Raw genomic sequence first — 22,419 nt, forward strand, 5'->3', positions numbered from 1 at the left:
GGCGTCAGGTGGGCGGGGCGGGGCCCGGGGTCAGGTGGGCGGGGTCAGGGGGCGGGGGCAGTGCGGAGGGGGCGGCGGGGGCGGCGGGGGCGGGCGAGGGCGAGGAACGAGAGGAGGGCCGCCACGCTGACCGCCGCGAGCAGGGCGACCGCCCACGTCACGCCGAGCGCGTCGAACACGGCGCCGAGAGCGAGGGGCCCGACGACGGCCCCGGCATCGCCGACGGTGCGGAAGACGCCGACCGCCCCGCCGACGCGCGACCTCGGCGTCACGTCGGCCAGGATCACTCCCGGCACGAGGCTGCCGACCCCCGAGAGCACCCCGGTCGCGACGATGAGCGCGCCGAAGAACCACGGCGTCTGGGCGAACGGGTACACGCAGATCGCGGCCGCGGCCAGCAGGGTCGGAACAATCAGCAGCCCGAGTCGGCGCCCGGCGTTCAGGCGCCGCCCGACCCACGGAAGCAGCGCGAGCGAGATGACGGTGGTGAGTCCGTAGGCGAGCCCGAGAGTGAGCGGAGTGAGGCCGCCCCGGTCATATGCCAGAAGGGGAATGAGCGACTGGTCGCCTCCGAACCGCACGAAGAAGATGCCGAACGCGAGCACGCAGACCCCGACGAGCACCCGGCGGCGCGCCCGCGCGTCGCCGGGGTCCCGCGCCTCGACAGCATCGCGCGCCTCGACAGCATCCCGCGCCTCGCCCGCAACGCCCGCCTGGCCCGCATCCCGCGCCTCACCGGCACCCCGCGCGTCGGCCGCGCCCTTCGCGACCCTCACCACCGCGCCAGCCTCGGTGCCCGCACCGCGGTCGCTGCGGTCGCTGCGGGCGGCCTCGCCGGCTCCGGATGCCGCGGCTGGAGCGTCGCGCACGAACTCCGATGACCAGAAGGCGGGATTCGGGCGGAGGAGCGCCCAGACGATGACCAGCACCAGCGGAATCGCGGCGACCACGAAGACGAACGGGAGGGTCCCGAAGGTCAGCACGACGCCGCCGAGCACGGGGCCCACGGCGGCTCCCGCCAGCTGCACCGCCTGCACGGTCGACAGGATGGAGCCGCGGTTCGCGGGGGTGGTGCGCTGGGTGAGCACCGCCAGCCCGACGGTCACCGCGGAACCGCCGAGCAACCCGGCGACGAACCGCGCGGCGACGAGAAGCACCACGTTGTCGATGAACCCGGTCACGAGGGTCAGCGCCGCGAGCGCACCCGTCACGCCGAGCAGGAGCCCGCGCGCCGGAACCCGCTGCAGCAGCAGGCCGGCGGGAACGTTGACCAGCAGGCGGCCGAGCCCGAACGCCGAGACGATCAGCCCCAGAATGACCGCTGTCGCCCCGAACTGCAGCGCATACTGCGGTAGCGCGGGGACGAGCGCGCCCCACGTCATCTGCGAGGTGCCCACGAGGGCGCACACGAGCACGACCTGCTCCCACGGCACGCTCCCCGCACCCACAGCGCCCCCAGCGTGACCTCCGGCGCCGCCGACCGGCGCGGGCGGCGGCGGAGCGGCGGGCGGCGGAGCGGCAGCGGGCGGCGGCGCAGCCGGCGTCACGCGCGCAGGTTCTCGCGCAGCGTGCGGCCCGGGTACGCCGGCCCGACCGCTCCGCGGCGGCGCAGCTCGGGCGCCAGCAGCTCCACCACGTCGGCCAGCGACGACGGCGTCGACAACGGGTTGGCGATCATGTATCCACCGCGCGATCCGGTCGCCTCGAAGTTCTCTTCGAGGGCATCCGCCACCTGCTCGGCGGTGCCCGCATAGGTCTGGTCGTAGCCGGTCGCGTACCGCCAGCCGCGCTCGAAGAACTCGTCGCGGGTCAGGCGCGCATCCGGGCCCACCTCGTCCATCACGAGTTGCACGAACCCGGCCTGGGTGCCTTCGGCGAGACGGATCTGCTCCGCCACATCGGCCAGCGCGAACGCCGAGGGCAGGGTCGAGAAGTCGAACCCGCTGTTGTACGAGAGGTAGGCGCCGACCGCGTCGTGGCTCCAGACGTCGAGCATGGCCTGCTTGCGGGCGGCCGCTTCGTCGGCCGTGCGCCCGAGAATCACCTGCACCGCCCAGAGGATGCCCACGTCGGCGGGTGAGCGACCCGCGGCGGTGAGCGCGACATCCAGAGCCGCACGGTGACGCTGCTGCCAGGCGGGATGCCCGCCCACCCCGAAGATCACGTCGGCGAACTGCGCAGAGGCCGCGATGCCCCGCGGCGACGACCCGGCCTGCACGACGACGGGCCGCCCCTGCGGGCTCGGCACCGAGTTGAGCGGACCCTGCACGGCGAAGTGCGGCCCGCGGTGGTCGATGCGGTGAACGCCCGACGGGTCGCCGAAGACGCCGGTCGACCGGTCGGCGACGATCGCCGAGGCGTCGACCGAGTCCCAGAGTGCGTTGCAGACCGCCATGAACTCCTCCATGCGGTCGTAGCGGTCGCCGTGCGGGGGCAGGGCGTCGAAGCCGTAGTTCGCGGCGTCGGAGACCCGCGTCGATCCGACGACGTTGAACGCGATGCGCCCGCCGGTGACGTGGTCGAGCGAGTTGAGCAACCGCGCGACGTAGTAGGGATGCATGAACGTCGAGGAATATGTCAGCCCGAACCCCACGTGCGACGTCACCTGGGCCATCGCCGCGATGTACGGGCTCATGTCCTGGCGCGGCCACTGGATGCCCCACTTCACGGCGGCGTCCATCGAACCCTGCCACGTGTCAGGAATACTCGTGCCGTCACCGAAGAACAGCATGTCGATTCCGCCGCGCTCCGCGAGAACGGCGATCTCCTGAAACATGCGCACATCGGGATATGTACTGCCGACCCACGAGCCGGGGCTCGCCCACTTGCCCTCGGTGTGGGTGAACGAGAGATCGAACGCCAGGTGCATCGTCACAGGGCGGCTCCGGATGCCGCGGCGGCGCGCGCCCAGAGCGACACGACCTCGGCCGCCGTCACCACGACACCGCTGTTCAGCGCGACGTTCGCCAGCGAACTCGCCTGCAGGTCGGCGTCGTAGGCGGCCGTCGCATCGGAGGGCACCAGCACCGGCCACCCCGCCTGGAACGCATCGCGTGCCGTCGCATCGACGCAGCAGTCGATCGTCAGCCCGACGACCGTCACCCAGTCGATGCCGAGCCCGGTCAGCTGCGCCTCGAGCGTGGTGCCGAAGAAGCCGCTGTAGCCGCGCTTGGTCACGACGAGTTCACCGTCGGCGGGCGACATCCCGTACCACTCGGCTCCGGGCGTGCCGAGAACGCAGGGCTCGTCGGCGGTGGGCCAGGGCGCATCGGCCGGCACGTCGCGGAGCCAGAGCGACGACTTCCACGGGCGATCGGCGGTCTGGCCGAGCTGGATCCAGACCACGGGGACGCCGGCGGCCCGCGCATCGTCGACGAGGCCCGCCACGGCGCCCACCGTCGAGGCGATCACCGGCAGGTGGCCGGAGTCGACCCAGGGCAGGTAGTCGGGGTCGGCGAACGAGCGCTGCACGTCGACGACGAGCAGCGCCCCGGTCGAGCCGGGCGTGGTGAGGGCGGCGAACTGCCGCTCACGCATTGCTGCAGTGGAGCCGGCGCCCGCGGCCGCGGCAAGCTCGTCGACGCTCACGGCGCCACCTCAGCACCAGCACCAGCACCAGCACCAGCACCAGCACCAGCCTGCAGCTTCGGCATCACGAGCTCGCCGAACGGCGGCAGATCGGCGTGGTAGTCCGGGAACACGATCATCAGCCCGTCGATGCCGGACGCCTCCATCAGCTCATCGATCTGCTCGTGAACCGTCTCGGGTGACCCCATCACGACGGCCGTCTGGAACGCCTCGTACTCCGGCCGGTCGGCGCTCATCGACATCGCCTTCTCGAGCGGCAGCCCCCAGGAGAGCTTCATGTTCACGATGCCCTCGGTGTCGACCCCGCGACCGTATTCGCGAAAGCGGGCTTCGGCACGGGCATCCGTCTCCTCCATCACGACCGTGAGCATCGAGTAGGTCTTGATCTGCCGACCGTGCGACGCGGCGAGCTCCTTCACTTCGAGACTGTTCTCGAGCAGCCCCGGCATGTCTGCCGCCGTCAGGAACGACCCGTCGACGTAGCGCGACTGAAAGTCGAGGCCGCGCGGCGACCGGCCGGCGCTGATGAGCGTCGGGTGCACGGCCGGGTGCGGCCTCGACTGCGCGTCGTCGAGCGTGAAGAACTCGCCGTGGTGCGTCACCGAATCCTCGCTCCAGAGCCGTTCGAGCACCTCGACCCACTCCTCGGTGTACCGGTAGCGGGTGTCGTGGTCGAAGTCGTCTCGCCACATGCCCATCTGCGAGAACTCCCGGGCATATGCCCCGACGACGATATTGATGCCCGACCGGCCGTTGCTGATCTGGTCGAGCGTGGTGAACATCTTCGCGGCCACCGCCGGGTGGATCAGGTTCGTGTGCACGGTTGCCCAGATCTTCACCCGGGTCGTCGCCTCGGCGAGCGCCGCCATCAGCGTGATCGATTCCAGCGTCTGGCCCCAGTGATCGGTGCTGCCTCCGTAGCCGCGCCACTTCGCCATCGACATGATGAAGTCGAAGCCGGCCTCCTCTGCGAGAACGGCCGCCTTACGGTTGTAGTCGTAGGTGGCCTCGGGGTGGGGCGCTGTGGTCGACATCACCCACCCCCCGTTACCGATCGGCAGGAAGATGCCGTACTCGCGCTCTGTCACGCCTGGTGCTCCTTCGGTTGCGGATGCCCGGGGGTCACGGTGCCGGCCAGATGAGGTCGGTGCCGCTGTAGATCGCCGAGACGTACGACGGGTCGACGAAGGCCGAAACGTCTGGCGCCGTGGTCAGCTGCTTGCTGTCGATGAGGAAGGCGATCTCCTTCGCCATCAGGTCGGGGTTCAGCGAGCCGAGCGGAGTACCGTCCGGCTGCGAGTCCTTCACGAGGCCGGTCTCGGTCTGCCAGACCTGAACGTTGTGGTCGACGTCGTACGACGCGCCACCGCCCGCGAGCTCGGCCGCGTACCCGACGCACTCCTCGGCGTTCGACTCGCAGTAGGTGTACGCGTGGAAGGCCGCCCGCAGAAAGTCCTCCGTGGCCGTTCTGTTCGCGGTCGCGAACGCCGGGTTCGCAATCACGGTGCCGAAGGTTCCCGGAATTCCGTAGTCCTCCGGGTTCCACTCCGTGATCGCGTCGCCGGCCGCCTTCAGCGTCAGCGGCTCATTCGACTTGTACCCGGTGAGCGACTTCACCTGCCCGCGCGGCAGGATGGTCGGGTCGTAGCCGACCGTCACCGAGTCGATGCTCGACATGTCGACGCCGTTCTTCACGAGCATGGCCTCGATCTCGGGCGGGATCTGGCCCTTCTGCCCGAGGGTCGTGCCGTCGAGCTGCTTGAGGTCGGTGACCTCGGTGCCGGTCATCAGCGTCACGATCGGCACCTGGCCGTAGGTCGCGATCGCGGTCACGTCGACCCCGTTCGCCTGGGCGAGCAGCAGGTCGGAGTCACCGCCGAGGTCGGTCACGGTCGCGGTTCCGGCCGCGACGAGCTGCGCGTTGCCGGCCGTGTCGCCGCTGCCCGGCTGGATCTCCACATCGAGGCAGAGAGCATCGAAGTAGCCGAGCTGCTTCGCCGCCAGAATGTCGAGGATCGACGCCGACGCCTGGTACTGGAAACCGGTGACGTAGGTGATCTTCCCCGCGGCCTTGTTCGTCGCGCAGCGGTCGGCAGAGATGGCGCTGGCTGCAGACGCGGCGGGAGTCGAGGTCGAGGTACCCGATCCCGAGCATCCGGCGAGCGAGAGAGCAGCAGCGGCAGCGACCGCCGCGAGGGTCATGAGGCGGGAGGTACGTCGGGTAGGCATATCTGACTCCTGTAGGGGTGGGTGGGCGGATCAGCCGCGCAGCAGCCGCTGCGACTCGTGCCAGCGCAGAACGCGCTTCTCCAGCAGTGTCACGAGAAAGAGCAGCACGGAGCCCATGATCGCGAGGCAGAGAATCGCCGCGTAGACCACGGCGAGCCGGGAATTGGATGACGCCACACTGATCACGGTTCCGAGGCCTTTGGCGGCGCCGGGCGCCGAGAACTCGGCCACGACCGCGCCCACGATCGACAGCGGGAACACCACCTTCAGCGCGGCGAACACGAACGTCAGGCTCGACGGCAGCCGGAGCCTGGTGAGCACCTCGAAGCGGGAGGCCCGCAGGGTGGCGAACACCTGCAGAATGGGCGGCGACACGGAGTTCAGCCCCGTGATCACGTTCATGAGGATCGGAAAGAAGGTGATCAGGGCCGTCACGATGAGCTTCGGCGCGGGGCCGAACCCGAACGCCACCACGAGCGCGGGGGCGATGGCGACCACAGGGGTCACGTTGAGCACCACCGCGAGCGGCATGATCGCGCGGCGGAGGATGCCCGACTCCGTCACGAGCACCGCCACCAGAACGGCGGCGACGAACCCGATCACGAGCCCGACGAGCGCCTCCGAGAGGGTGACCCCCGCGTTCTCGAGGTAGAACGAGGGCTGCGTGACGATGGCCTGGCCGATCATGCCGAGTCGCGGCAGCAGGTACGTGTTGTTGATCGCGACGATCTCCCAGAGCACCCCGGCCACGATGAGGGCGCCCACGGCCGGCAGCCAGATGGTCGGTCGCAGCAGCGAACGGCTCGGCTGTCGACGGCGAACGGATGCCGCGGCCGCCGTCGCCGCGGTGGCGAGAGCGGTGTCGGCCACAGCGGCGCCGGTCGGGGTGGCGCCGGTCGGGGCGGCGCCGGTCTGGTCGGTGTCGGTCGTATCGGTCATCGGGTCGCCGGCCCTGCTGCCCAGGCCGTCTGCAGCCTGCCGCGGATCAGGTCTTCGTAGTCGTGCACCGCCGCGCTCTCGAGCAGCCCCTGCCGACGGGGCCGCGGCAGGTCGATGTCGATCACCGCATCGATGCGACCGGGCCGCGCCGACATCACCACCACCTTGTCGCTCAGCACGACCGCCTCGCTGACCGAGTGCGTGACGAACACGACGGTGGTGCGCATCTGCTCCCAGAGTTCGAGCAGTTGCACCTGGATCGCCTCACGGGTGAACTCGTCGAGGGCAGAGAAGGGTTCGTCCATCAGCAGCACGTCGGCCTGGATGGCGAAGGCGCGGGCGATGGCGACGCGCTGCTGCATTCCGCCCGAGAGCTGGTGCGGGAGCCGGGCGAGAGAGTCGCCGAGACCGATCTTCGTCAGCAGTGCCCGGGGGTCGGCCGGCTCGCGGTGAACGTGGCCGGGGAGCGTGCGCCGCAGAGCATCCGCCCGCCTGTTCACCTTCGAGGGGAGCGTGACGTTGCCCTCGACCGAGAGCCAGGGCAGAAGAGCGGGAACCTGGGGCACGAAACCGATCATCTTCGCCGCGCAGGCCTGGTCGGGGTCGGCGCCGAAGACCGTGACGTCGCCGGAGTCGGCCGTCTCGAGGCCGGCGACCAGGCGCAGCAGCGTCGACTTTCCGCAGCCCGAAGGGCCGATGATGCTGACGAACTGGCCGCGGTCGACGGTGAGGTCGACGTGCGCGAGCGCGGTGACCTCTGCGGCGCCGGTGCCGTAGGTTTTGAGCGCGTCTCTGACGACGATCTGGTCGGGTGAAGCGGTCATGGGAGCCTCCGGCAGTGTGGTGCGGCCTGCAATCCATTAAAACGTGTCTGCGACCCGTCACCCTCCCTGCTGCAGATCTCGACGGGGCCGCTCCCCCCTACTGAACACCCGAGATGTTTCGGGCGTGTATCTTTTGGCCATGAGCAACCCGATTCGGTCCACTTCCCGTACGAATGTGCTCGCCATCGTCTCGTTGGCCAGTTCCTTCGTCATCTCGATCGTCGCGGTCGTCACCGGTCACATCGCGCTCGCGCAGGTGAGACGCACCGGCGAGAACGGGCGGGAGCTGGCGCTGGCCGGCGTGATCATCGGGTATGTCGGGATCGCCTTCGGCGCCCTCGTCTCGATCGCTGCGATCGTCGCCGTCACGGTGGCCGCGGCATCCGGAGCCTTCGTGTCTCACCGCAACGTCTTCACCTCGCCGCCGACGGGGCCCCGCGCGACCGCCGCGCCGGCGCCGAGCGCACCCGGCGTCGACCCCCTGCCTGCACAGGGCGACATCACGTTCGACGAGGGGCAGCACCTCGATGCGGGAATCGTGCCGCACATCAGCGACGGGCTGCTGGGCGACGACGCGTGGAAGCAGACCACGCCCCGGGCGGGCGGCACGTGGGTCTACTCCTCCACAGACGGCTACTGCACGACGACCTTCCACGAGGGACCGCTGGCGGCAGAGGTGCAGGTCTCGGAGGGCGACGACCTCGACACGACCGACAGCTACCTCGCCGCGCTCACGAAGAGCGACATCGACGACGTCTCGAGCTACGCCCAGAACGACTATCTGGGCCTCGACCAGTTCGAGACGGGCGCGATCGTCGACACGCGCCGCCTGGCCGGGTCGGATGCGGCCGGGGTGCCGCACATCACGGTGGCCCGCGCCTTCGCAGCGCTCGGGCAGGGTGTGTCGATCGACATCGAGTGCTCGACGCGGGCGGAGGCGGTCGATGCGTACGACCACGTGGTGGAGCAGACGCCGCTGCTGGTGAACTAGGCGGGCGGCCCCGGGTCGGGCGGCTGCGGCTCGCGCGGCCCCGGCTCGGGCGGCACCGGCTCGGATGAGCCCAGCTCGCGCTATCCCGGGTCGGGCGGCCCGGCTGGCCCGGCCTCGAACCGCGACTCGAGGAAGCGCCCGTTCGTCTCCAGCGCCGCAGCGTCGCGGGCGACAGCAGCGTCACGAACGTCGGCGACCGCACGCTCGAGCAGCGCCAGCTGGGCGAGCAGCACCTCCCCCGCCGTCCTGCCGTCGGCGACGAGCCGGGTGCCGGCTTCCTTCTCCGGGAGCGCGAGATACGCCCCGAGGGTGTCGGGCAGGTAGGAGGTCGCCGCTCGCAACACCGCGAACTCCGACTCGGTGGCACCGGCAACCCGCGGCAGCGTGTCGAGCAGCAGGGTGGCGATCCGCTCCACGGCGCCCCGGGCATCCGGTGGCAGTCGCCCCTCGAGCAGCACCGGCAGGGCGTGCAGGTCGGGTTCGAGGGTCGCCTCTGTCACCCGCACCTCGGCGGGGGCGGGGTGGATGCCGAGCAGCACCAGCGCAGAGGCGACCGTGCGGGCATCCCCCGCCGCCCCCGCCGAGGCCGCAGCTACCCGCGCCGCGCACATCAGCACCCACTGCTCCAGCGACAGCGGTCGGCGGGAGATCGTCGCACCGCCCGAGACCCGCTCGATGCGGGCATCCCACGTTCCGCCGGCCCGAAGCGCCAGCGTCATCGTCTCGCCGACCGTGACCACCTGCACCCCGAGCACCGCGCCGCGCCGCCCGCGCAGTCGCTCGGCCAGCGAACGCGACCGTTCGACCACGAGCATCCCGCTCTGCTCAGCACCCGGCAGGGCCCGGCGCACCCCGGCGACGAGCTGCGCGAGCATCACCCGCGAGACGCCGCGTTCGCTGCCGCTCCGCTCCATCCCCTCATCAAAGCACGAAGCCGCGGACACCCGCCCCCTGGAATCGAGGGGCGGGTGTCCGCGGGAATCGAAGAAGCGGGTGTCGCCGGTCAGCTCGCCGCGGCGACCGGTTCGAGCTCGCGCAGGTGACGGTACTGGCCCTTGAAGTAGAGCAGCGGCTGGCGGGTGTGCCAGTCGGCCGAACTCATCTCGTTGACCCTGCCGATCACGATGTAGTGGTCGCCCGCCTCGTATTCGGCGTAGATGTCGCAGTCGAGCCACATCAGTGTGTCGGCGATGACCGGGTTGTGGTTCGCCGTCGCCGCCCACTCGATGCCGGCCCACTTGTCGGTGCCCTTCCGCGCGAACTGGTTCGAGATCTCGTGCTGCTCGTGCGAGAGCACGTTCACGCTGAACTTGCCGGTCTCGCGGATGCGGGGGTACGTGGTGCTGTTCACCATCACGCTGAACGACACCAGCGGGGGCTCGGTCGACACGCTGTAGAACGACTGGCAGGTGAAGCCGACCGGCTCATCTCCCTCCAACCCGCCGATGATGGTGATGCCCGAGGCGTAGTGCCCCAGTGTGTTGCGGAAGGCGCGCGGGTCGATCGCATCGCCGGTGACGGTCTTCGGTGTTGCTTCCATGGTGTTGTCTCCTTTTTCGAGGTGAGTCAACAGGTCAGGGGAGAGAAGGGATGTCGCTCCGCAGGCTCCCGGCCACCGACGCGAGGCGCCGGAGGTTGGCCGCATACTCGTCGGCGGCGGCCTGGACGATCTCGTCGAGATGATCCATCTGCCCGGCGACGAAGTAGAACCCCCGGCCCGGAACCGTTGCACCGAGCTCGACGAGCAGCGGAGCGAGGTTCACGGTCGGCCCCATGGAGTGCGACAGGTCGGCCCCGGTCAGAACCGGAATCGCTGTCACCCCCGCGAGGCCATTGGCCGGGTAGCGGTCGAGGAACGCCTTGAGCAGCCCGGTGTACGTCGCCTTGTAGGTCGGCGACGCGAACACGGCTACGTCGCTGGCGGCGACGCTCGCGTTCAGGGCGGCCATTCTCTCGCTCGGCCACGCGAAGATCTCGTCGGTGTGGTCGGCGAGATCGATGGTCTCGACCTCGTACGACCCGCTCGAAAGCAGCTTCTCCACGAGGGTTTCAGCGACTTTGAGCGTGCGCGACCGGGGTTTCGGGTTGCCGACGATGATGGAGACTCTGAGCGTCATCTTTTCTCATTTGACTGGTGCTGACAGGAAATGAGACGCGCGACAGACACAAGCGGAGCCGAGGGATGAACCGCGAGCCACACGCATGCGCACACCGACGTGTCTCACACACCACCGAGATTTTGTGGCCCGGTGGGCCCGCAACGGCTTACGTTGCATTCTCATTATGCACGCGCGTTTATTTCAGGCGTATTGCGCGACCGCAGAATCTCTCCCGGCTCTTTCGGCTCGCCCGGCCGTCACGACAGGGCGCCTAGCGCTTCACACCGAGCTCGAGCAGCAGCACCCCGCCCACCACCAGCACGATGCCGATCAGCTGCACGAGCGTCAGGAACTCCTTGAACACCACCCAGCTGATCAGGGTGACCAGAACGATGCCGACACCACCCCACACGGCATAGGCGATTCCGAGCGGAACCCCGCGCGAGAGCGTCAGAGCCAACATCACGAACGAGGCGAGATAGCCGACCACGACGATGACGTAGGCCCACCACCGGCTCGCGAACGTGGCGCCCTCGCCCGAGGTGAACTTCAGGAAGGTGGTCGCGACGACCTCGGAGACGATCGCCAGAGCAAGAAAGAGGTACCCCACGTGCGCCAGCCTAGGCTGGTGGGGTGGTGACAGACGACAGCCGAGCGGGAAAGACCGCCCCGTCGGCCCCCTGGAGCGGCCACGAGAAAGGCAGCCCCGCCTACCGCCGCCTGCTCGCCGCCCTCTTCTTCGCCGGCGTGGCGACGTTCGCCCAGCTCTACTCGCCCCAGGCCGCCCTTCCCGAGATCGCCGACGACCTGCGGATCGGCGCAGCCTCCGCCGCCCTGGTGGTGTCGGCGTCGACGATCGGCCTAGCGGTCGGCGTCATCCCCTGGTCGGTCGTGGCCGACCGCGTCGGGCGCCTGCGGGCCATGTCGATCGCGGTGGTGGCGGCATCCCTGCTCGGCCTGCTCGTGCCGTTCGCTCCGAGCTTCGAGGTGCTGCTCGCCGGCCGGTTCGCCGAGGGTGTCATGATCGGCGGGGTGCCCTCGATCGCCATCGCGTACCTCAGCGAGGAGGTGATCGCCGGCCATGCCGCCCGGGCCGCGGGCATCTACGTCGCCGGCACCTCGATCGGCGGCCTGCTTGGCCGCCTCGTCGCTGGCCCGGTCGCCGAACTCACCACCTGGCGCATCGGCGTCTTCTCGGTCGCCGTGCTCTGCAGCGTCTCCGCGGCGATCTTCATCGCGCTGGCCCCGCGACCCCGCGGGTTCATTCCGCGAGCGCTCCGGATGCCCGGAACCGACCAGTCGCTGCCCCGCCGCCTGGCCGCCAACCTGCGCTCGCCGCGCCAACTCGTGCTCTATGCGCAGGCGTTCCTGCTGATGGGCGGGTTCGTGGCGCTCTACAACTACCTCGGATTCCGCCTGGCGGCCGCACCCTTCTGGCTGCCGCCCGCGGTCGTGAGCCTCGTGTTCCTCGCCTACCTCGCCGGCACCTGGTCGTCGGCCCAGGCGGGTGCTCTCGCCTCGCGCATCGGGCGCCGGCCGGTGCTGCTCGGCTCCATCGCCCTCATGGTCGCCGGCGTCGCCCTCACTCTCGCCCCGGTCGTCGTCGTGGTGCTCGGCGGGCTGGTGCTCGCCACAGCCGGGTTCTTCGCCGCGCACTCGATCGCGTCGGGGTGGACCTCGGCCGCCGCCACGGTGGGCCGCGCCCAGGCGTCGTCGCTCTACAACCTCTTCTACTACGCCGGGTCGAGCCTCTTCGGCTGGCTCGGCGGCATCTTCTTCGACGCGGCCGGATGGTCGGCCACTGCCGCGATGATCGGCGCACTCGCCCTGGCGGCCGGGGCGCTGGCCGTCGTCGGGCTGCGCGGCGCCGACCCTGCGCGCCCGGCTGGCGCCTGAGCGCTCGGCTCGCGCGTGTCCGCCCGGCTTCTGCCTGGCCGGCTGGCTTTTGTTTGACTGCTCGGCTCGTCGGGCTCCGGATGCTCAGCCGAAGCTGACGTGCTGCAGCACCCAGGCGTGCATCGCCACGGCGGCCGCCGCCGAGGCGTTCATCGACCGGGTCGACCCGAACTGGCTGATCTCCACCACGGACTGCGCGGACCCCACCGCCTCGGGCGAGAGCCCCGGCCCCTCCTGCCCGAACAGCAGCACGCAGCGCTCCGGGAACGCGAAGGTCTCGATGATGACGCTGCCGGGAACGTTGTCGATCGCGACGATCGGCAACGCATCCTGAGTCGCCCAGGCCGTGAAGTCGGCGACGGTCTCGTGGTGCACGATGTGCTGGTAGCGGTCGGTGACCATGGCGCCGCGGCGGTTCCAGCGCTTGCGGCCGATGATGTGCACGGTGTCGGCGCCGAACGCGTTCGCACTGCGCACGATCGACCCGATGTTCATGTCGTGCTGCCAGTTCTCGATCGCGACGTGGAACGGGTGGCGATGCTCGTCGAGGTCGGCCACGATCGCAGCCATGTTCCAGTAGCGGTACCGGTCGATGACGTTGCGGGAATCGCCCCGTTCGAGCAGTTCGGGGTCGTAGAAACTGTCGGTCGGAAGCTCGCCGACCCACGGTCCCACGCCGTTCGTGGTGAGTTCGAGCGAAGGGTTGCTGGCTGCGTCTGACACGCTCCCACGGTACCGCGGGTCGGGGGCGACCAATTGTTAGACGCATCGAACAATGCGGCCTCCGTGGGCTAACATGGCGGCATGACTGCGACCAAGACGTCACGGGGCAGCGCCGCCCCGAACGCCCCGCGAGCCCCGCGCCTCGTGTTCCTGCTCGGCCCCGCGTTCGTCGCGGCGATCGCCTACGTCGACCCGGGCAACGTGGCCGCGAACCTCACCGCCGGAGCGCGATACGGCTACCTGCTGGTGTGGGTGCTGGTCGTCGCCAACGGCATGGCCATGATCATCCAGTACCAATCGGCGAAGCTGGGGCTCGTGACCGGCCGCAGCCTGCCGGAGCTGCTCGGCGAGCGCCTGCGAACCCGTTCGCGTCGCGCGTTCTGGGTGCAGGCCGAGCTCGTGGCGGCGGCGACCGACCTCGCGGAGGTCATCGGCGGCGCGATCGCCCTGCAACTGCTGTTCGGCCTGCCGCTGCTGCTCGGCGGGGTGATCGTCGGGGTCATCTCGATGATCATTCTGAGCGTGCAGTCGCGACGCGGGCAGCGGCCGTTCGAGACGGTGATCGTGACGTTGCTGGCCGTGATCGCGGTCGGGTTCCTCGCCGGCCTCGTGGTCAGTCCGGTCAGTCTCGGCGGCATCGCGGGCGGGCTCGTGCCGCAGTTCGACGGCGGCGAGACGGTGCTGCTGGCGGCCGGGATGCTCGGGGCCACGGTGATGCCGCACGCGATCTACCTGCACTCGTCGTTGGCGCGCGACCGGCACGGGGCAGCGCTCGCGGAACACCGGGGGGCGCCTGTCACCTCCGCGACTGCCAGCCTCCCCGTTCCTGACGGGGGCGGCACGTTCGCCCGGGGTCTCCGCGGCCTGTTCACCAGCACCGCGCCCACCCGCGACGGGATTGCCCGCACCGCGTTCGTGCCGACGCCCGGCCACGTCGCGGGCATCCGGCGCCTGCTGCTCGCCACCCGGTGGGATGTCGTCGTGGCCCTCCTGCTCGCCGGCGCCGTGAACATCTCGATGCTGCTGATCGCCGCGGCCAACCTGGGCGGGGTCGACGGCACCGACACGATCGCCGGGGCGCACGCCGCGATCACGGCTGCGCTCGGCCCCGTGATCGGCGTCATCTTCGCGATCGGGCTGCTCGCCTCGGGCCTCGCCTCGACCTCGGTCGGCTCCTACGCCGGCGCGACGATCATGTCGGGGCTGCTGCACATCCGCATCCCGCTGCTGCTGCGCCGCGTGATCACGATGATCCCGGCGCTCATCATTCTCGCGGTCGGCGTGAACCCGACCTGGGCGCTGGTGCTGTCGCAGGTCTTCCTGAGCCTCGGCATCCCGTTCGCGCTGGTGCCGCTCTTCCGCCTCACCGGCGACCGCGCGCTGATGGGCCCGTTCGCCGACCGCCTGCCCCTCCGCCTGCTCTGCTGGGCGGTCGCCGCGCTGATCGTGATCCTGAACGTGGCGCTCATCACGCTGACCCTCACCGGCGCGGGCTGACGCCCTCTCGCGCCACCCCGTCGGCGGCGCCGCACTTCTCCTCCCCAACCAGCGCTCGCGGGGTCTGCGCACAAATTGCGCCCGGTGGGCCCGCGTCGCGTGGTGAGAAGGTTGAGTGGCGGCATGAGTTCCTACGCTTCCTCCCGCGCCTCCCCCTCCCCCCTGCTGCTGTACGTCGACGACTCGGGCTCCGTGCAGTCGGGGCTCGTCATCTACGGAGACGGCGCGCGCCGCGTACTGGCGAACGGACGCCCGAGGGCCCGAATACTCTGCGGAACGGGGCCGAGCCTACGAGAGGCTCCTGGAACTCTGGAACCACTCAGCGGCCACGGCCGACCAGTTCACTTTCGTGAACATGGACGGCAACGGCACCGACAGGTCATATCTCGCCGCCCATCGAGCACTCGACCTGTCGGGGCGCCACGTCGTCGAAGACCCCGTCTTCCATGACTCGCGAGGCTCGCAGTTCGTACAGATGGCCGACCTCGTCGCCTACAGCGCGTTCATGCACCTGAACCGACACGACGGGAACCGGTTCGCGTGGAGCTGGTTCGACGATCACTTCGCGACGAGCGGAGGCGCGATGATCGACCTCAAAGGCTTGTCGGCAGAAAAAGGCAAGACCCGCTGATCCCACGTACGTGGGGCGGGTCCGCTCTGCAACTGTAGCACGATTGGAGTGAAGTTGCGAGCAATGCTCAGGGGCGGCGGAGGGCCGCGAGGAGGTCGGCGGGGCGGTCGGTTCGCACGGTGTAGACGCGGCCGGGCGCGGCGCCGGCCGACGAGGCAGAGGGGGCAGCGGGCTCGACGACACGGAACTCCACGGCCGGGCCCGACGACAGCAGCAGGCCGCGCCGACCGGCAGGGAGGGCGCGGTAGCCGACACCGCCGAACTCGCGCACCGTGACGTCGACCACGCGAGCTGCCGTGACGGCCGAGCGCGGCATGCTCCGCCGCCAGACCGGGGCGAGCGCGATGGTCAGTTGCGAGCGCGTCACCGTGGTCGTCGTGCGCACCACCAGCAACAGGATGCCGAGCAGCACCAGCACGACGACGGCGACGATCGCGGCGATCAGACCCGCCCCGCGGTAGTTCTGCGGCTCGACGACGACGGCATCCCCCGTCAGCAGCACGGCGGCCGCCAGCACTACGACACCGGCGATGCGCACCCATCGCGGCCCGCCCAACTCCTCGTGGAACTCCGCAACGTCGCGGCCGCCGCCGGCCCCGTCAGGCGCCGGCACGTGTCACCCAGACCGCATCCGACGCGCGCTGCCCGAGTTCGACAGCGTCGCCCTGCTCGCCGAGCCGCACCGCGACGTCGCCCGCGAAGGTGCGGTGCTCGTCGACGGTGAGCCGAACATCCAGAACCACACCCTTCTCGGCGACGTACCGCAACAGGGCGGGGTCGGCGTCGGAGATGCGCGAGACGAACAGTGGATGCCCGGGCTCAGCGTCGCTCAGACGCACCGCGTCGGTTCGCCTCGGCTTCCCGTCGGCCGTGGGGATCGGGTCGCCGTGCGGATCTCGCGCCGGGTAGCCGAGCTGCCGGTCGATGCGGTCGATCAGGGTGTCCGAGACCGCATGCTCGAGCACTTCGGCCTCGTCGTGAACCTCGTCCCACGAATAGCCGAGCATCTCGACGAGGAAGGTCTCGACGAGGCGATGCCGCCGCACCATCCCGATTGCGACCGAGCGGCCGGCCTCGGTCAGTTCGATGCTGCCGTACGGTTCGTGAGCGATCATGCCGAGGCCGGCGAGCTTACGGATGCCATCGGACACCGTCGCTGCACTCACACCCGTGCGTTCGGCGAGCTGCTTGACCGTCACCGGTTCCGGCGCCCATTCCGAGGCGGCCCAGATGACCTTCAGATAGTCCTGCGCGGCGTTCGTCAGCTGGGGGGCGGCCATCCGCCGATTCTACCGGCAGCGCCTCCGCGCACCCGGGGCGGAGCGTGAGACGCACAGGTCGGCTGGGAAATCAACTCCCGGCGCTCACATCGTTAGCGAAAGTAAACTTCATGCGTGGCTCAGACAGTGAAACTCGGAACCGATGATGGTGACCGAAAGGCGGATCTGACTCCCGCCGTGACCCCTTCCCAGACAGTTGTGAGCGTGGAGGGTTACACCCGCACCGTGCATCACAGCGGCAACCAGTACTTCGCCACGGCGGAGATGGCCGAAATCTTCCGATCGAAAGCGCTCGCCACCGTCGAGCGGGGCGAGACGGAGCTCATTCCGCTGCTGCACAGCCAGGGCGTCGAACTGCTGCTGGTCTCCCCGAGCACGGTCTTCGCCGTCGTGACCATCGAGGTCGGGCGACCGAAGATCGGCTGACGCGGGCGCAAGGGGTGTGCGGCAGGATGCCCAGCTGAAGTATTTTCAGAGGCATGACCTTCAACGATAACTCCAAGCTCGACACCAGCCGCGTCTCGAAGCGCGGTAAGACGGGAATCGCCGTCGGCGGCGGCAGCGCGGTCGTCGTGATCGGATTGCTGCTGATCTCCCAGGTGCTCGGGGTCGACCTGACCGGGCTGGCGGGCGGCGGATCCGAGGGATCGAGCTCCTCGTCGGAGGAGGCACTCGACTGCCAGACCGGGGCCGACGCTAACGCGCGCGTCGACTGTCTGATGGTGGGGGCATCCAACTCGCTCGACGACTACTGGGCAACCGAGGCGCCCGCTCTCGGCGTCGAGTATCACTCGCCAGCGAAATTCATCCTGTTCGACGGCGGCGTCGGAACCGGCTGCGGGCAGGCATCCAGCGCCACCGGCCCCTTCTACTGCCCCTCCGACGAGAAGATCTACGTCGACACCTCGTTCTTCGACGAGCTGCGCACCCGTTTCGGTGCGACCGGCGGAACCCTCAGCGAGATGTACGTGGTCGCACACGAGTGGGGCCACCACATCCAGCAGGTGGCCGGCACCTTCGCCACGACGGACCGCGGCGACACGGGGCCGACCTCGGACTCGGTGCGCACCGAGTTGCAGGCCGACTGCTACGCGGGCGCCTGGGCCGCAGCGGCATCGCAGACCGAAGACGCGAACGGCACCACGTTCATCCAACCGATCACCGAAGCGCAGATCGCCGACGCCCTGAATGCCGCCTCGGCGATCGGCGACGACCGCATCCAGCAGCAGGGCACGGGAACCGTCAACCCCGAGAGCTGGACGCACGGGTCGAGCGAGGAGCGGCAGCGGTGGTTCACGAACGGGTTCCGGGGCGGGGCCGGCAACTGCGACACGTTCTCGGCGAGCGCACTGTAGGAAGGCTCGGCGGCGGTGAGGCAGGCTGTGCGGCTGTGAGGCGGGCTGTGCGGCGACCGGTCAGGCGCGTGCCCGGCGAGGCGCAGTAGCCTAGACGCGAATCCCCCGAAGGAGCACCATGTCCCGTCGCGACGAAATCGAATGCTGGCTGACCGATATGGACGGCGTGCTCGTCCACGAGAACCAGGCCCTGCCCGGGGCCGCCGAGCTTCTGCAGCAGTGGCGTGACGAGGGGAAGCCCTATCTCGTTCTGACGAACAACTCGATGTTCACGCCGCGCGACCTGAGCGCACGCCTTCTCGCGTCGGGGCTCACGGTCCCCGAAGAGGCCATCTGGACATCTGCTCTGGCCACGGCGGCGTTCCTGAAGTCACAGCAACCCGGGGGCTCGGCGTTCGTCATCGGCGAGGCCGGCATCACGACCGCCCTGCACGAGGCGGGCTTCATCCTCACCGACACGAACCCCGACTATGTGGTCGTCGGGGAGACCCGTAACTACTCGTTCGAGGCGATCACGCGGGCGATCCGACTCATTCAGGCGGGCGCACGGTTCATCGTGACCAACCCCGACGCCACCGGGCCGAGCGCCGAGGGCCCGCTTCCCGCGACGGGCGCGGTCGCGGCGCTCATCACGAAGGCCTGCGGCAAGGAGCCGTACGTCGTCGGCAAGCCGAACCCGATGATGTTCCGTTCGGCACTCAACAAGATCGGTGCCCATTCGGAGAACACCGGGATGATCGGCGACCGGATGGACACCGACGTGGTCGCCGGAATCGAAGCCGGGCTGCACACGATCCTCGTGCTGACCGGCATCAGCGACCAGGCCGAGATCGCCCGCTACCCGTTCCGGCCCGACGAGATCCTCAAGGGGGTCTACGAGCTGCTCTCAGCCGAGCCTGTGGAATCCGACGCCGTCTAACAGCTGGGTCACTTGCCTGCTTTCGCCGGGAGACTGGTGCGCACCGCCACGAGGTAGCCGGGCCGGTTGCCGTCGACCGTCACGGTCACGTGCGTGCCGATGTCAGCGACCGTGACGGCGTACGTCGGACCGGTCGCACCGGCGATGAAGACGCCGTCGCGCTTCCAGTGGTACGAGAAGGTGACGGGTGCCGGGGTCCAGGTTCCGGTGGTGACGGAGAGAGTGCGGCCGAGGATGTTGCTGCCGACGATCACCGGCGTGACGGCCGTGATGGTTCCCCGCCCGACGTTGCCGGTCGGCGCACTGGTCTTGGTGACCGAGGTCAGGCCCTGCTTCGCGCCGGTCACATTGACCGTCAACCGGAGCCCGGCATCCGCGCTCACCGGGCGGTAGGTCGAGGCGGTCGCACCTGGGATGGCGGCGCCTGCACGGCTCCACTGGAACGACAGGGCGACCGGCGCCGGCGCCCAGTCCCCGGCCACTGCCGTGAGCGGAACGCCCACCCGAGCCGTGCCGGAGATGGTCGGCGTCGGCCCGCTGACCACGGCGGCAGCAACGGCGGGTGCAGCAGTCGGGTCGCCCGCATCGGCTACGGCTGCGTCGGCTACGGCCGCGTCGGCCACGACTGGGTCGGCACCGAGCTCCGCGGCCGAGACACCCCCAGCCGCTCCACCAGCCGTCCCGACGATGACCAGCAATGCGGCCATGCCGCCGACCAGAGAACGAGTGATGCGAAGATTCATGGTTTCCCCCTGAGCTGTAGTGATATATCCTCAGCATAGAAGACACCACCACCCGCCACAAGATGAAAGTGAGCGAAACTCTGGACTCAGCGAACCTCCGAAACCTCAGACGCCCGAAGTGCCGCCGCCCCCGCCGCCGCCACCCGAGAAACCGCCGCCGCCCGATCCACCCGACGAACTGCTCGACGTACTCGACGCCAACGACGAACCCACCGAACTCGACAGCGACCCGATGCTCGACGCGAAGTAGGCGGCGTTGAACGCCCCGACGTTGCCGCCGTACCAGTCCGGCTGGGTGCCGAGGTTCTCGTAGTAGGTGCCGAGAACCTCCGACCACTCCTTCTCGAGGTCGAGCAGCACCGCGTACGGCAGCAGCTTCTCGTAGATGCGCACCACCTGGCCCCGGTCGGGCGCGCTCACCTGCGTCTTCTGGGCCCCCTCGGGGCTCTGCAGCATCTCGAACCGATCCTTCTCCGCCAGCCGGATGTAGAGTTTCAGCCCCTCGATGTAGTCGCGCAGCTCGGCTCCCTTCGCCGTCAGCGGGTTGCGAAAACCAGCGAAGAACGTGACCACGACCGAGAGCGCCGACAACCCGAACAGCAGGTACGGCCATCCACCCCCGTAGGCGCCACCGACGGCCGCGCCGCCCGTGATGAACGCCGCGACCGCAGCGAGAATGACGAGCACGACGCACAGCCAGCTCACGGCGGTGGCGCCGCTCCGCACATATCCCTCGGTCGCCGTCGCCTTGCGCGCGGAGGTCATCAGCCCGCTGATCCCGGTGGCGAGCGTGGTGTCGCGCTTCTCGAGCTGCTTCCACGCCCCCGACACCAGGGGCTCACCGAAGAGCTGCTTCGCAAGGGCGAGCTCGGTCTCATCGAGGCCCGCCGCCGTGACGAAACGCAGCCAGTACGAAGGCGAGCCCCGCCCCTCGGCCGGTTGTTCGACGATCTGGATGTTGCGCCGCACGGCGAGGTCGACGAATGCCGCCGCGGGCCCGCGCTGGGGATGCCTCGTGATCACCGAGGCGAGCAGCAGGTTCACTCCCCTGGGCGGCGTGTATTCCGCGATGATCGTGGGCCGGCCGGGAGCATCCCGCAGCCGCGTGAGGCGGTTCACGATCGCCAGAACGGCGAGAAGAACCGCGATGACCGTCAGCACGAGTGACGCGATCGCTGCCGGCGAAGCCCAGAAGGAGTCGTTGCGGGGGGTGAAGGTACCGGGCGCGAACCCCACGACGACCGACACGTTGTCGAGTGCCGCCAGCCGGTGCGGACCGGTCTCGAACGTCGTGCTGCCGTCGGCGCCGGTGCTCGCGCGAAGGTCACAGGTGTTCGTGGAACCCTCCGCGCCGATGTAGCAGGCGGTCGACCCGTTCAGGCTCGCGGCGAGGTCTGCCGCCACGTGCACGGACGCGGTTGCCGCGGTGGTGGGCTGCTTGGTCTGGGTGCCGATCGTGTCCCAGTAGAACTCGTCGTCGTTCGTATCGGCGAAGTAGTCGGTGACGTACTGCTGCGTGAACGTCAGCACGTAGGTCTGCTGCCCGCGCACGTAGTCGTCACCGGCGAGAGTGACGAGAAGCAGCCCGTCGTCGGAATCGGTCGAGTACGGCCTTGTCTGCCCGCTGCCGTCGGTCACCGAGACGAGCGTCAGGTCGGTCGGATGCCCGTGGTACTTCTCGGGGATCGCCCTGATGAACCCGCGGTTGCGATCGAAATCGGGGAACTGGGCGTCGAACGTCTCGACAGTCGTGAGGGTCGAGTGGCCGTCGGCGTCACGATCGATCGTGTAGTCACCGTTGAAGCTGTTGAACGTGAAGTCGTCGAGGTTGTCGTCGTCTGCCGCGCGCACTCCGCCGAGGGGGGTGGATGTCGCGGGCGCCTCCTTCGCGGGGGCCGCCTGCGCCTCCGCTGCCGACGCTGACGCTGCGTGCGCCACCGCTGCCGACGCCACCGTCGCCGCGCCCGGCGCTGCCTCTGCCACAGCCGCCGCACCGCCCAGCGCGAACGCGCCGGTCAGCCCCGCGAGCAGCAGCCCCCCGAGCATCCGGTGCCGCATCCCGCCTCGGAACGCCTGTCGGATGTTCACGCCGCAGCCCCACTTTCTGAGCATCTGTCGCGTTCGACGCTCACCCTCCGAACCTACCCGGTGAACGCGGGCGGGGCAAAGCTGCCCACCAGCGGCTGCGAGCTCGACCGGCTGACGAAGCAGTAGTAGTTGCGCTGCCCGGCCTGCCACTGTGCGTCGGTGACGGGGTAGCTCGCCTGCCAGATGACATCCGGATAGGCGCCGAGAATCGCCGAATCGAAGTTCTCGGGTCGCTGGCACAGCAGGTTGAGGTCTTCGGCGATCGCGGACTGCCCGGGGTACGGCTCGGCAGCGTCGGAGGCGAGGCTGCCGGCGCTCATGACCTGCGCGGCGTGCGGGGAGGCGCAGTCCACCACGGTGAACCGCTGCTGCCAGACCGAAACGTACGGCGAAATGCACTCGCCGCCTCGCAGTTGGTTCCACTCGAAGGTGCCGGCGAGCTGCGGCCCGGCCGTCGACGTGGGCACGGGGGTCGGCGTCGCTGTCGGCGTCGCGCTCGCGCTCGCGCTCGTCGCGGCCGGCGCGGACGCTTCCGTGGGCGGGTTCAGGATGCCGGGCAACCGTGTTCCGACGAGAAACAGCCCTGCCAGCACCAGCACCCCCGCCGCCCCCACGGC

24 protein-coding genes are annotated in these 22,419 nt (G+C 69.7%); 7 read left to right on the forward strand and 17 right to left on the reverse strand.

Annotated features, from left to right (window positions below; all coding sequences use genetic code 11):
- Positions 1–44: 44 nt before the first annotated feature.
- Genes C5B96_RS14725 through C5B96_RS14755 form a run of 7 tightly spaced genes read right to left on the reverse strand, consistent with a single transcriptional unit; the run spans position 45 to position 7,580 of the window.
- Positions 45–1,547, reverse strand: coding sequence for an MFS transporter (locus C5B96_RS14725; protein ID WP_146078203.1), 1,503 nt, complete (start codon positions 1,545–1,547; stop codon positions 45–47).
- Entirely contained in the window at positions 1,544–2,869 is a 1,326-nt protein-coding gene (locus C5B96_RS14730) for an NtaA/DmoA family FMN-dependent monooxygenase (protein WP_104246136.1), read from the reverse strand. Before C5B96_RS14730 ends, C5B96_RS14725 begins: the two co-directional genes overlap by 4 nt.
- A 2-nt stretch (positions 2,870–2,871) precedes the next feature.
- Positions 2,872–3,588: a cysteine hydrolase family protein gene (locus C5B96_RS14735; RefSeq protein WP_233189226.1), complete on the reverse strand. Its 717-nt coding sequence runs from the start codon at positions 3,586–3,588 to the stop codon at positions 2,872–2,874.
- On the reverse strand, positions 3,585–4,676 hold the full coding sequence (locus C5B96_RS14740; protein ID WP_104246115.1) for an LLM class flavin-dependent oxidoreductase: 1,092 nt from the start codon (positions 4,674–4,676) through the stop codon (positions 3,585–3,587). The genes C5B96_RS14735 and C5B96_RS14740 overlap by 4 nt, the downstream gene beginning before the upstream one ends.
- A 34-nt stretch (positions 4,677–4,710) precedes the next feature.
- Positions 4,711–5,817, reverse strand: coding sequence for an ABC transporter substrate-binding protein (locus C5B96_RS14745; protein ID WP_104246116.1), 1,107 nt, complete (start codon positions 5,815–5,817; stop codon positions 4,711–4,713).
- Between the two features lie 30 nt (positions 5,818–5,847).
- Positions 5,848–6,756 (reverse strand): ABC transporter permease, encoded by a 909-nt coding sequence (locus C5B96_RS14750; RefSeq protein ID WP_104246117.1) that lies wholly within the window; start codon positions 6,754–6,756, stop codon positions 5,848–5,850.
- Entirely contained in the window at positions 6,753–7,580 is an 828-nt protein-coding gene (locus tag C5B96_RS14755) for an ABC transporter ATP-binding protein (RefSeq protein WP_104246118.1), read from the reverse strand. The genes C5B96_RS14750 and C5B96_RS14755 overlap by 4 nt, the downstream gene beginning before the upstream one ends.
- Before the next feature lie 139 nt (positions 7,581–7,719).
- Between C5B96_RS14755 and C5B96_RS14760 the strand changes: the two genes are divergently transcribed.
- Positions 7,720–8,571, forward strand: a complete 852-nt coding sequence (locus tag C5B96_RS14760; RefSeq protein WP_104246119.1) for a DUF4190 domain-containing protein — start codon at positions 7,720–7,722, stop codon at positions 8,569–8,571.
- Between the two features lie 80 nt (positions 8,572–8,651).
- On the opposite strand, the gene C5B96_RS14765 is transcribed toward C5B96_RS14760, so the two are convergent.
- From C5B96_RS14765 to C5B96_RS14780, 4 genes are all read right to left on the reverse strand, one after another.
- Positions 8,652–9,485 carry a hypothetical protein gene (locus C5B96_RS14765; protein WP_104246120.1) on the reverse strand — a complete coding sequence of 278 codons (834 nt, stop codon included), beginning with the start codon at positions 9,483–9,485 and terminating at the stop codon, positions 8,652–8,654.
- 89 nt (positions 9,486–9,574) lie between these two features.
- The gene (locus tag C5B96_RS14770) at positions 9,575–10,111 is read right to left on the reverse strand and encodes a flavin reductase family protein (RefSeq protein WP_104246121.1); all 537 of its coding nucleotides are present in this window, start codon (positions 10,109–10,111) and stop codon (positions 9,575–9,577) included.
- A gap of 34 nt (positions 10,112–10,145) precedes the next feature.
- Positions 10,146–10,688, reverse strand: coding sequence for an NADPH-dependent FMN reductase (locus tag C5B96_RS14775; protein ID WP_104246122.1), 543 nt, complete (start codon positions 10,686–10,688; stop codon positions 10,146–10,148).
- Between the two features lie 253 nt (positions 10,689–10,941).
- Positions 10,942–11,280: a multidrug efflux SMR transporter gene (locus C5B96_RS14780; protein WP_104246123.1), complete on the reverse strand. Its 339-nt coding sequence runs from the start codon at positions 11,278–11,280 to the stop codon at positions 10,942–10,944.
- A gap of 23 nt (positions 11,281–11,303) precedes the next feature.
- Between C5B96_RS14780 and C5B96_RS14785 the strand changes: the two genes are divergently transcribed.
- Positions 11,304–12,566 carry an MFS transporter gene (locus C5B96_RS14785; protein ID WP_233189227.1) on the forward strand — a complete coding sequence of 421 codons (1,263 nt, stop codon included), beginning with the start codon at positions 11,304–11,306 and terminating at the stop codon, positions 12,564–12,566.
- An 84-nt stretch (positions 12,567–12,650) separates the two neighbouring features.
- On the opposite strand, the gene C5B96_RS14790 is transcribed toward C5B96_RS14785, so the two are convergent.
- Entirely contained in the window at positions 12,651–13,289 is a 639-nt protein-coding gene (locus tag C5B96_RS14790; RefSeq protein ID WP_104246124.1) for a TrmH family RNA methyltransferase, read from the reverse strand.
- A gap of 81 nt (positions 13,290–13,370) precedes the next feature.
- Between C5B96_RS14790 and C5B96_RS14795 the strand changes: the two genes are divergently transcribed.
- Together C5B96_RS14795 and C5B96_RS14800 are read left to right on the forward strand one after the other, a co-directional pair.
- The gene (locus tag C5B96_RS14795; RefSeq protein WP_104246125.1) at positions 13,371–14,786 is read left to right on the forward strand and encodes an Nramp family divalent metal transporter; all 1,416 of its coding nucleotides are present in this window, start codon (positions 13,371–13,373) and stop codon (positions 14,784–14,786) included.
- Positions 14,787–15,087: 301 nt separating this feature from the next.
- Positions 15,088–15,417, forward strand: coding sequence for a DUF3800 domain-containing protein (locus C5B96_RS14800; protein WP_255414742.1), 330 nt, complete (start codon positions 15,088–15,090; stop codon positions 15,415–15,417).
- A gap of 67 nt (positions 15,418–15,484) precedes the next feature.
- Here the strand turns inward: C5B96_RS14800 and C5B96_RS14805 are convergent, their stop codons facing one another.
- Both C5B96_RS14805 and C5B96_RS14810 read right to left on the reverse strand, forming a co-directional pair.
- Positions 15,485–16,030 carry a hypothetical protein gene (locus tag C5B96_RS14805; protein WP_104246127.1) on the reverse strand — a complete coding sequence of 182 codons (546 nt, stop codon included), beginning with the start codon at positions 16,028–16,030 and terminating at the stop codon, positions 15,485–15,487.
- Entirely contained in the window at positions 16,017–16,697 is a 681-nt protein-coding gene (locus C5B96_RS14810; RefSeq protein WP_104246128.1) for a metal-dependent transcriptional regulator, read from the reverse strand. The genes C5B96_RS14805 and C5B96_RS14810 overlap by 14 nt, the downstream gene beginning before the upstream one ends.
- A 177-nt stretch (positions 16,698–16,874) precedes the next feature.
- Between C5B96_RS14810 and C5B96_RS14815 the strand changes: the two genes are divergently transcribed.
- The 3 genes from C5B96_RS14815 (at position 16,875) to C5B96_RS14825 (ending at position 18,971) form a co-directional block, all read left to right on the forward strand.
- Positions 16,875–17,123: a hypothetical protein gene (locus tag C5B96_RS14815; protein ID WP_146078205.1), complete on the forward strand. Its 249-nt coding sequence runs from the start codon at positions 16,875–16,877 to the stop codon at positions 17,121–17,123.
- A 53-nt stretch (positions 17,124–17,176) separates the two neighbouring features.
- The gene (locus tag C5B96_RS14820; protein ID WP_104246130.1) at positions 17,177–18,052 is read left to right on the forward strand and encodes a neutral zinc metallopeptidase; all 876 of its coding nucleotides are present in this window, start codon (positions 17,177–17,179) and stop codon (positions 18,050–18,052) included.
- 118 nt (positions 18,053–18,170) lie between these two features.
- The gene (locus tag C5B96_RS14825) at positions 18,171–18,971 is read left to right on the forward strand and encodes an HAD-IIA family hydrolase (protein WP_104246131.1); all 801 of its coding nucleotides are present in this window, start codon (positions 18,171–18,173) and stop codon (positions 18,969–18,971) included.
- An 8-nt stretch (positions 18,972–18,979) separates the two neighbouring features.
- Here C5B96_RS14825 and C5B96_RS14830 read toward each other — a convergent pair whose 3' ends face one another.
- The 3 genes from C5B96_RS14830 to C5B96_RS14845 all read right to left on the reverse strand — a co-directional run.
- Positions 18,980–19,714 (reverse strand): hypothetical protein, encoded by a 735-nt coding sequence (locus tag C5B96_RS14830; RefSeq protein ID WP_104246132.1) that lies wholly within the window; start codon positions 19,712–19,714, stop codon positions 18,980–18,982.
- A gap of 105 nt (positions 19,715–19,819) precedes the next feature.
- Positions 19,820–21,802, reverse strand: coding sequence for a DUF2207 domain-containing protein (locus C5B96_RS14835; protein WP_158507199.1), 1,983 nt, complete (start codon positions 21,800–21,802; stop codon positions 19,820–19,822).
- A 53-nt stretch (positions 21,803–21,855) separates the two neighbouring features.
- Positions 21,856–22,419: septum formation family protein (locus C5B96_RS14845; RefSeq protein ID WP_199176672.1), on the reverse strand; the 564-nt coding region annotated here is incomplete at its 5' end.

It is taken from the genome of Subtercola sp. Z020, from assembly GCF_002931235.1.
Taxonomy (GTDB): domain Bacteria; phylum Actinomycetota; class Actinomycetes; order Actinomycetales; family Microbacteriaceae; genus Subtercola.

What these genes read in the sequence shown, in the direction of transcription:
- C5B96_RS14755 (WP_104246118.1), bottom strand. Translation starts at nt 7,580, where the DNA reads ATGACCGCTTCACCCGACCAGATCGTCGTCAGAGACGCGCTCAAAACC.
- C5B96_RS14765 (WP_104246120.1), bottom strand. Translation starts at nt 9,485, where the DNA reads ATGGAGCGGAGCGGCAGCGAACGCGGCGTCTCGCGGGTGATGCTCGCG.
- C5B96_RS14775 (WP_104246122.1), bottom strand. Translation starts at nt 10,688, where the DNA reads ATGACGCTCAGAGTCTCCATCATCGTCGGCAACCCGAAACCCCGGTCG.
- C5B96_RS14750 (WP_104246117.1), bottom strand. Translation starts at nt 6,756, where the DNA reads ATGACCGATACGACCGACACCGACCAGACCGGCGCCGCCCCGACCGGC.
- C5B96_RS14810 (WP_104246128.1), bottom strand. Translation starts at nt 16,697, where the DNA reads ATGGCCGCCCCCCAGCTGACGAACGCCGCGCAGGACTATCTGAAGGTC.
- C5B96_RS14795 (WP_104246125.1), top strand. Translation starts at nt 13,371, where the DNA reads ATGACTGCGACCAAGACGTCACGGGGCAGCGCCGCCCCGAACGCCCCG.
- C5B96_RS14830 (WP_104246132.1), bottom strand. Translation starts at nt 19,714, where the DNA reads ATGAATCTTCGCATCACTCGTTCTCTGGTCGGCGGCATGGCCGCATTG.
- C5B96_RS14730 (WP_104246136.1), bottom strand. Translation starts at nt 2,869, where the DNA reads ATGCACCTGGCGTTCGATCTCTCGTTCACCCACACCGAGGGCAAGTGG.
- C5B96_RS14820 (WP_104246130.1), top strand. Translation starts at nt 17,177, where the DNA reads ATGACCTTCAACGATAACTCCAAGCTCGACACCAGCCGCGTCTCGAAG.
- C5B96_RS14760 (WP_104246119.1), top strand. Translation starts at nt 7,720, where the DNA reads ATGAGCAACCCGATTCGGTCCACTTCCCGTACGAATGTGCTCGCCATC.
- C5B96_RS14825 (WP_104246131.1), top strand. Translation starts at nt 18,171, where the DNA reads ATGTCCCGTCGCGACGAAATCGAATGCTGGCTGACCGATATGGACGGC.
- C5B96_RS14745 (WP_104246116.1), bottom strand. Translation starts at nt 5,817, where the DNA reads ATGCCTACCCGACGTACCTCCCGCCTCATGACCCTCGCGGCGGTCGCT.
- C5B96_RS14770 (WP_104246121.1), bottom strand. Translation starts at nt 10,111, where the DNA reads ATGGAAGCAACACCGAAGACCGTCACCGGCGATGCGATCGACCCGCGC.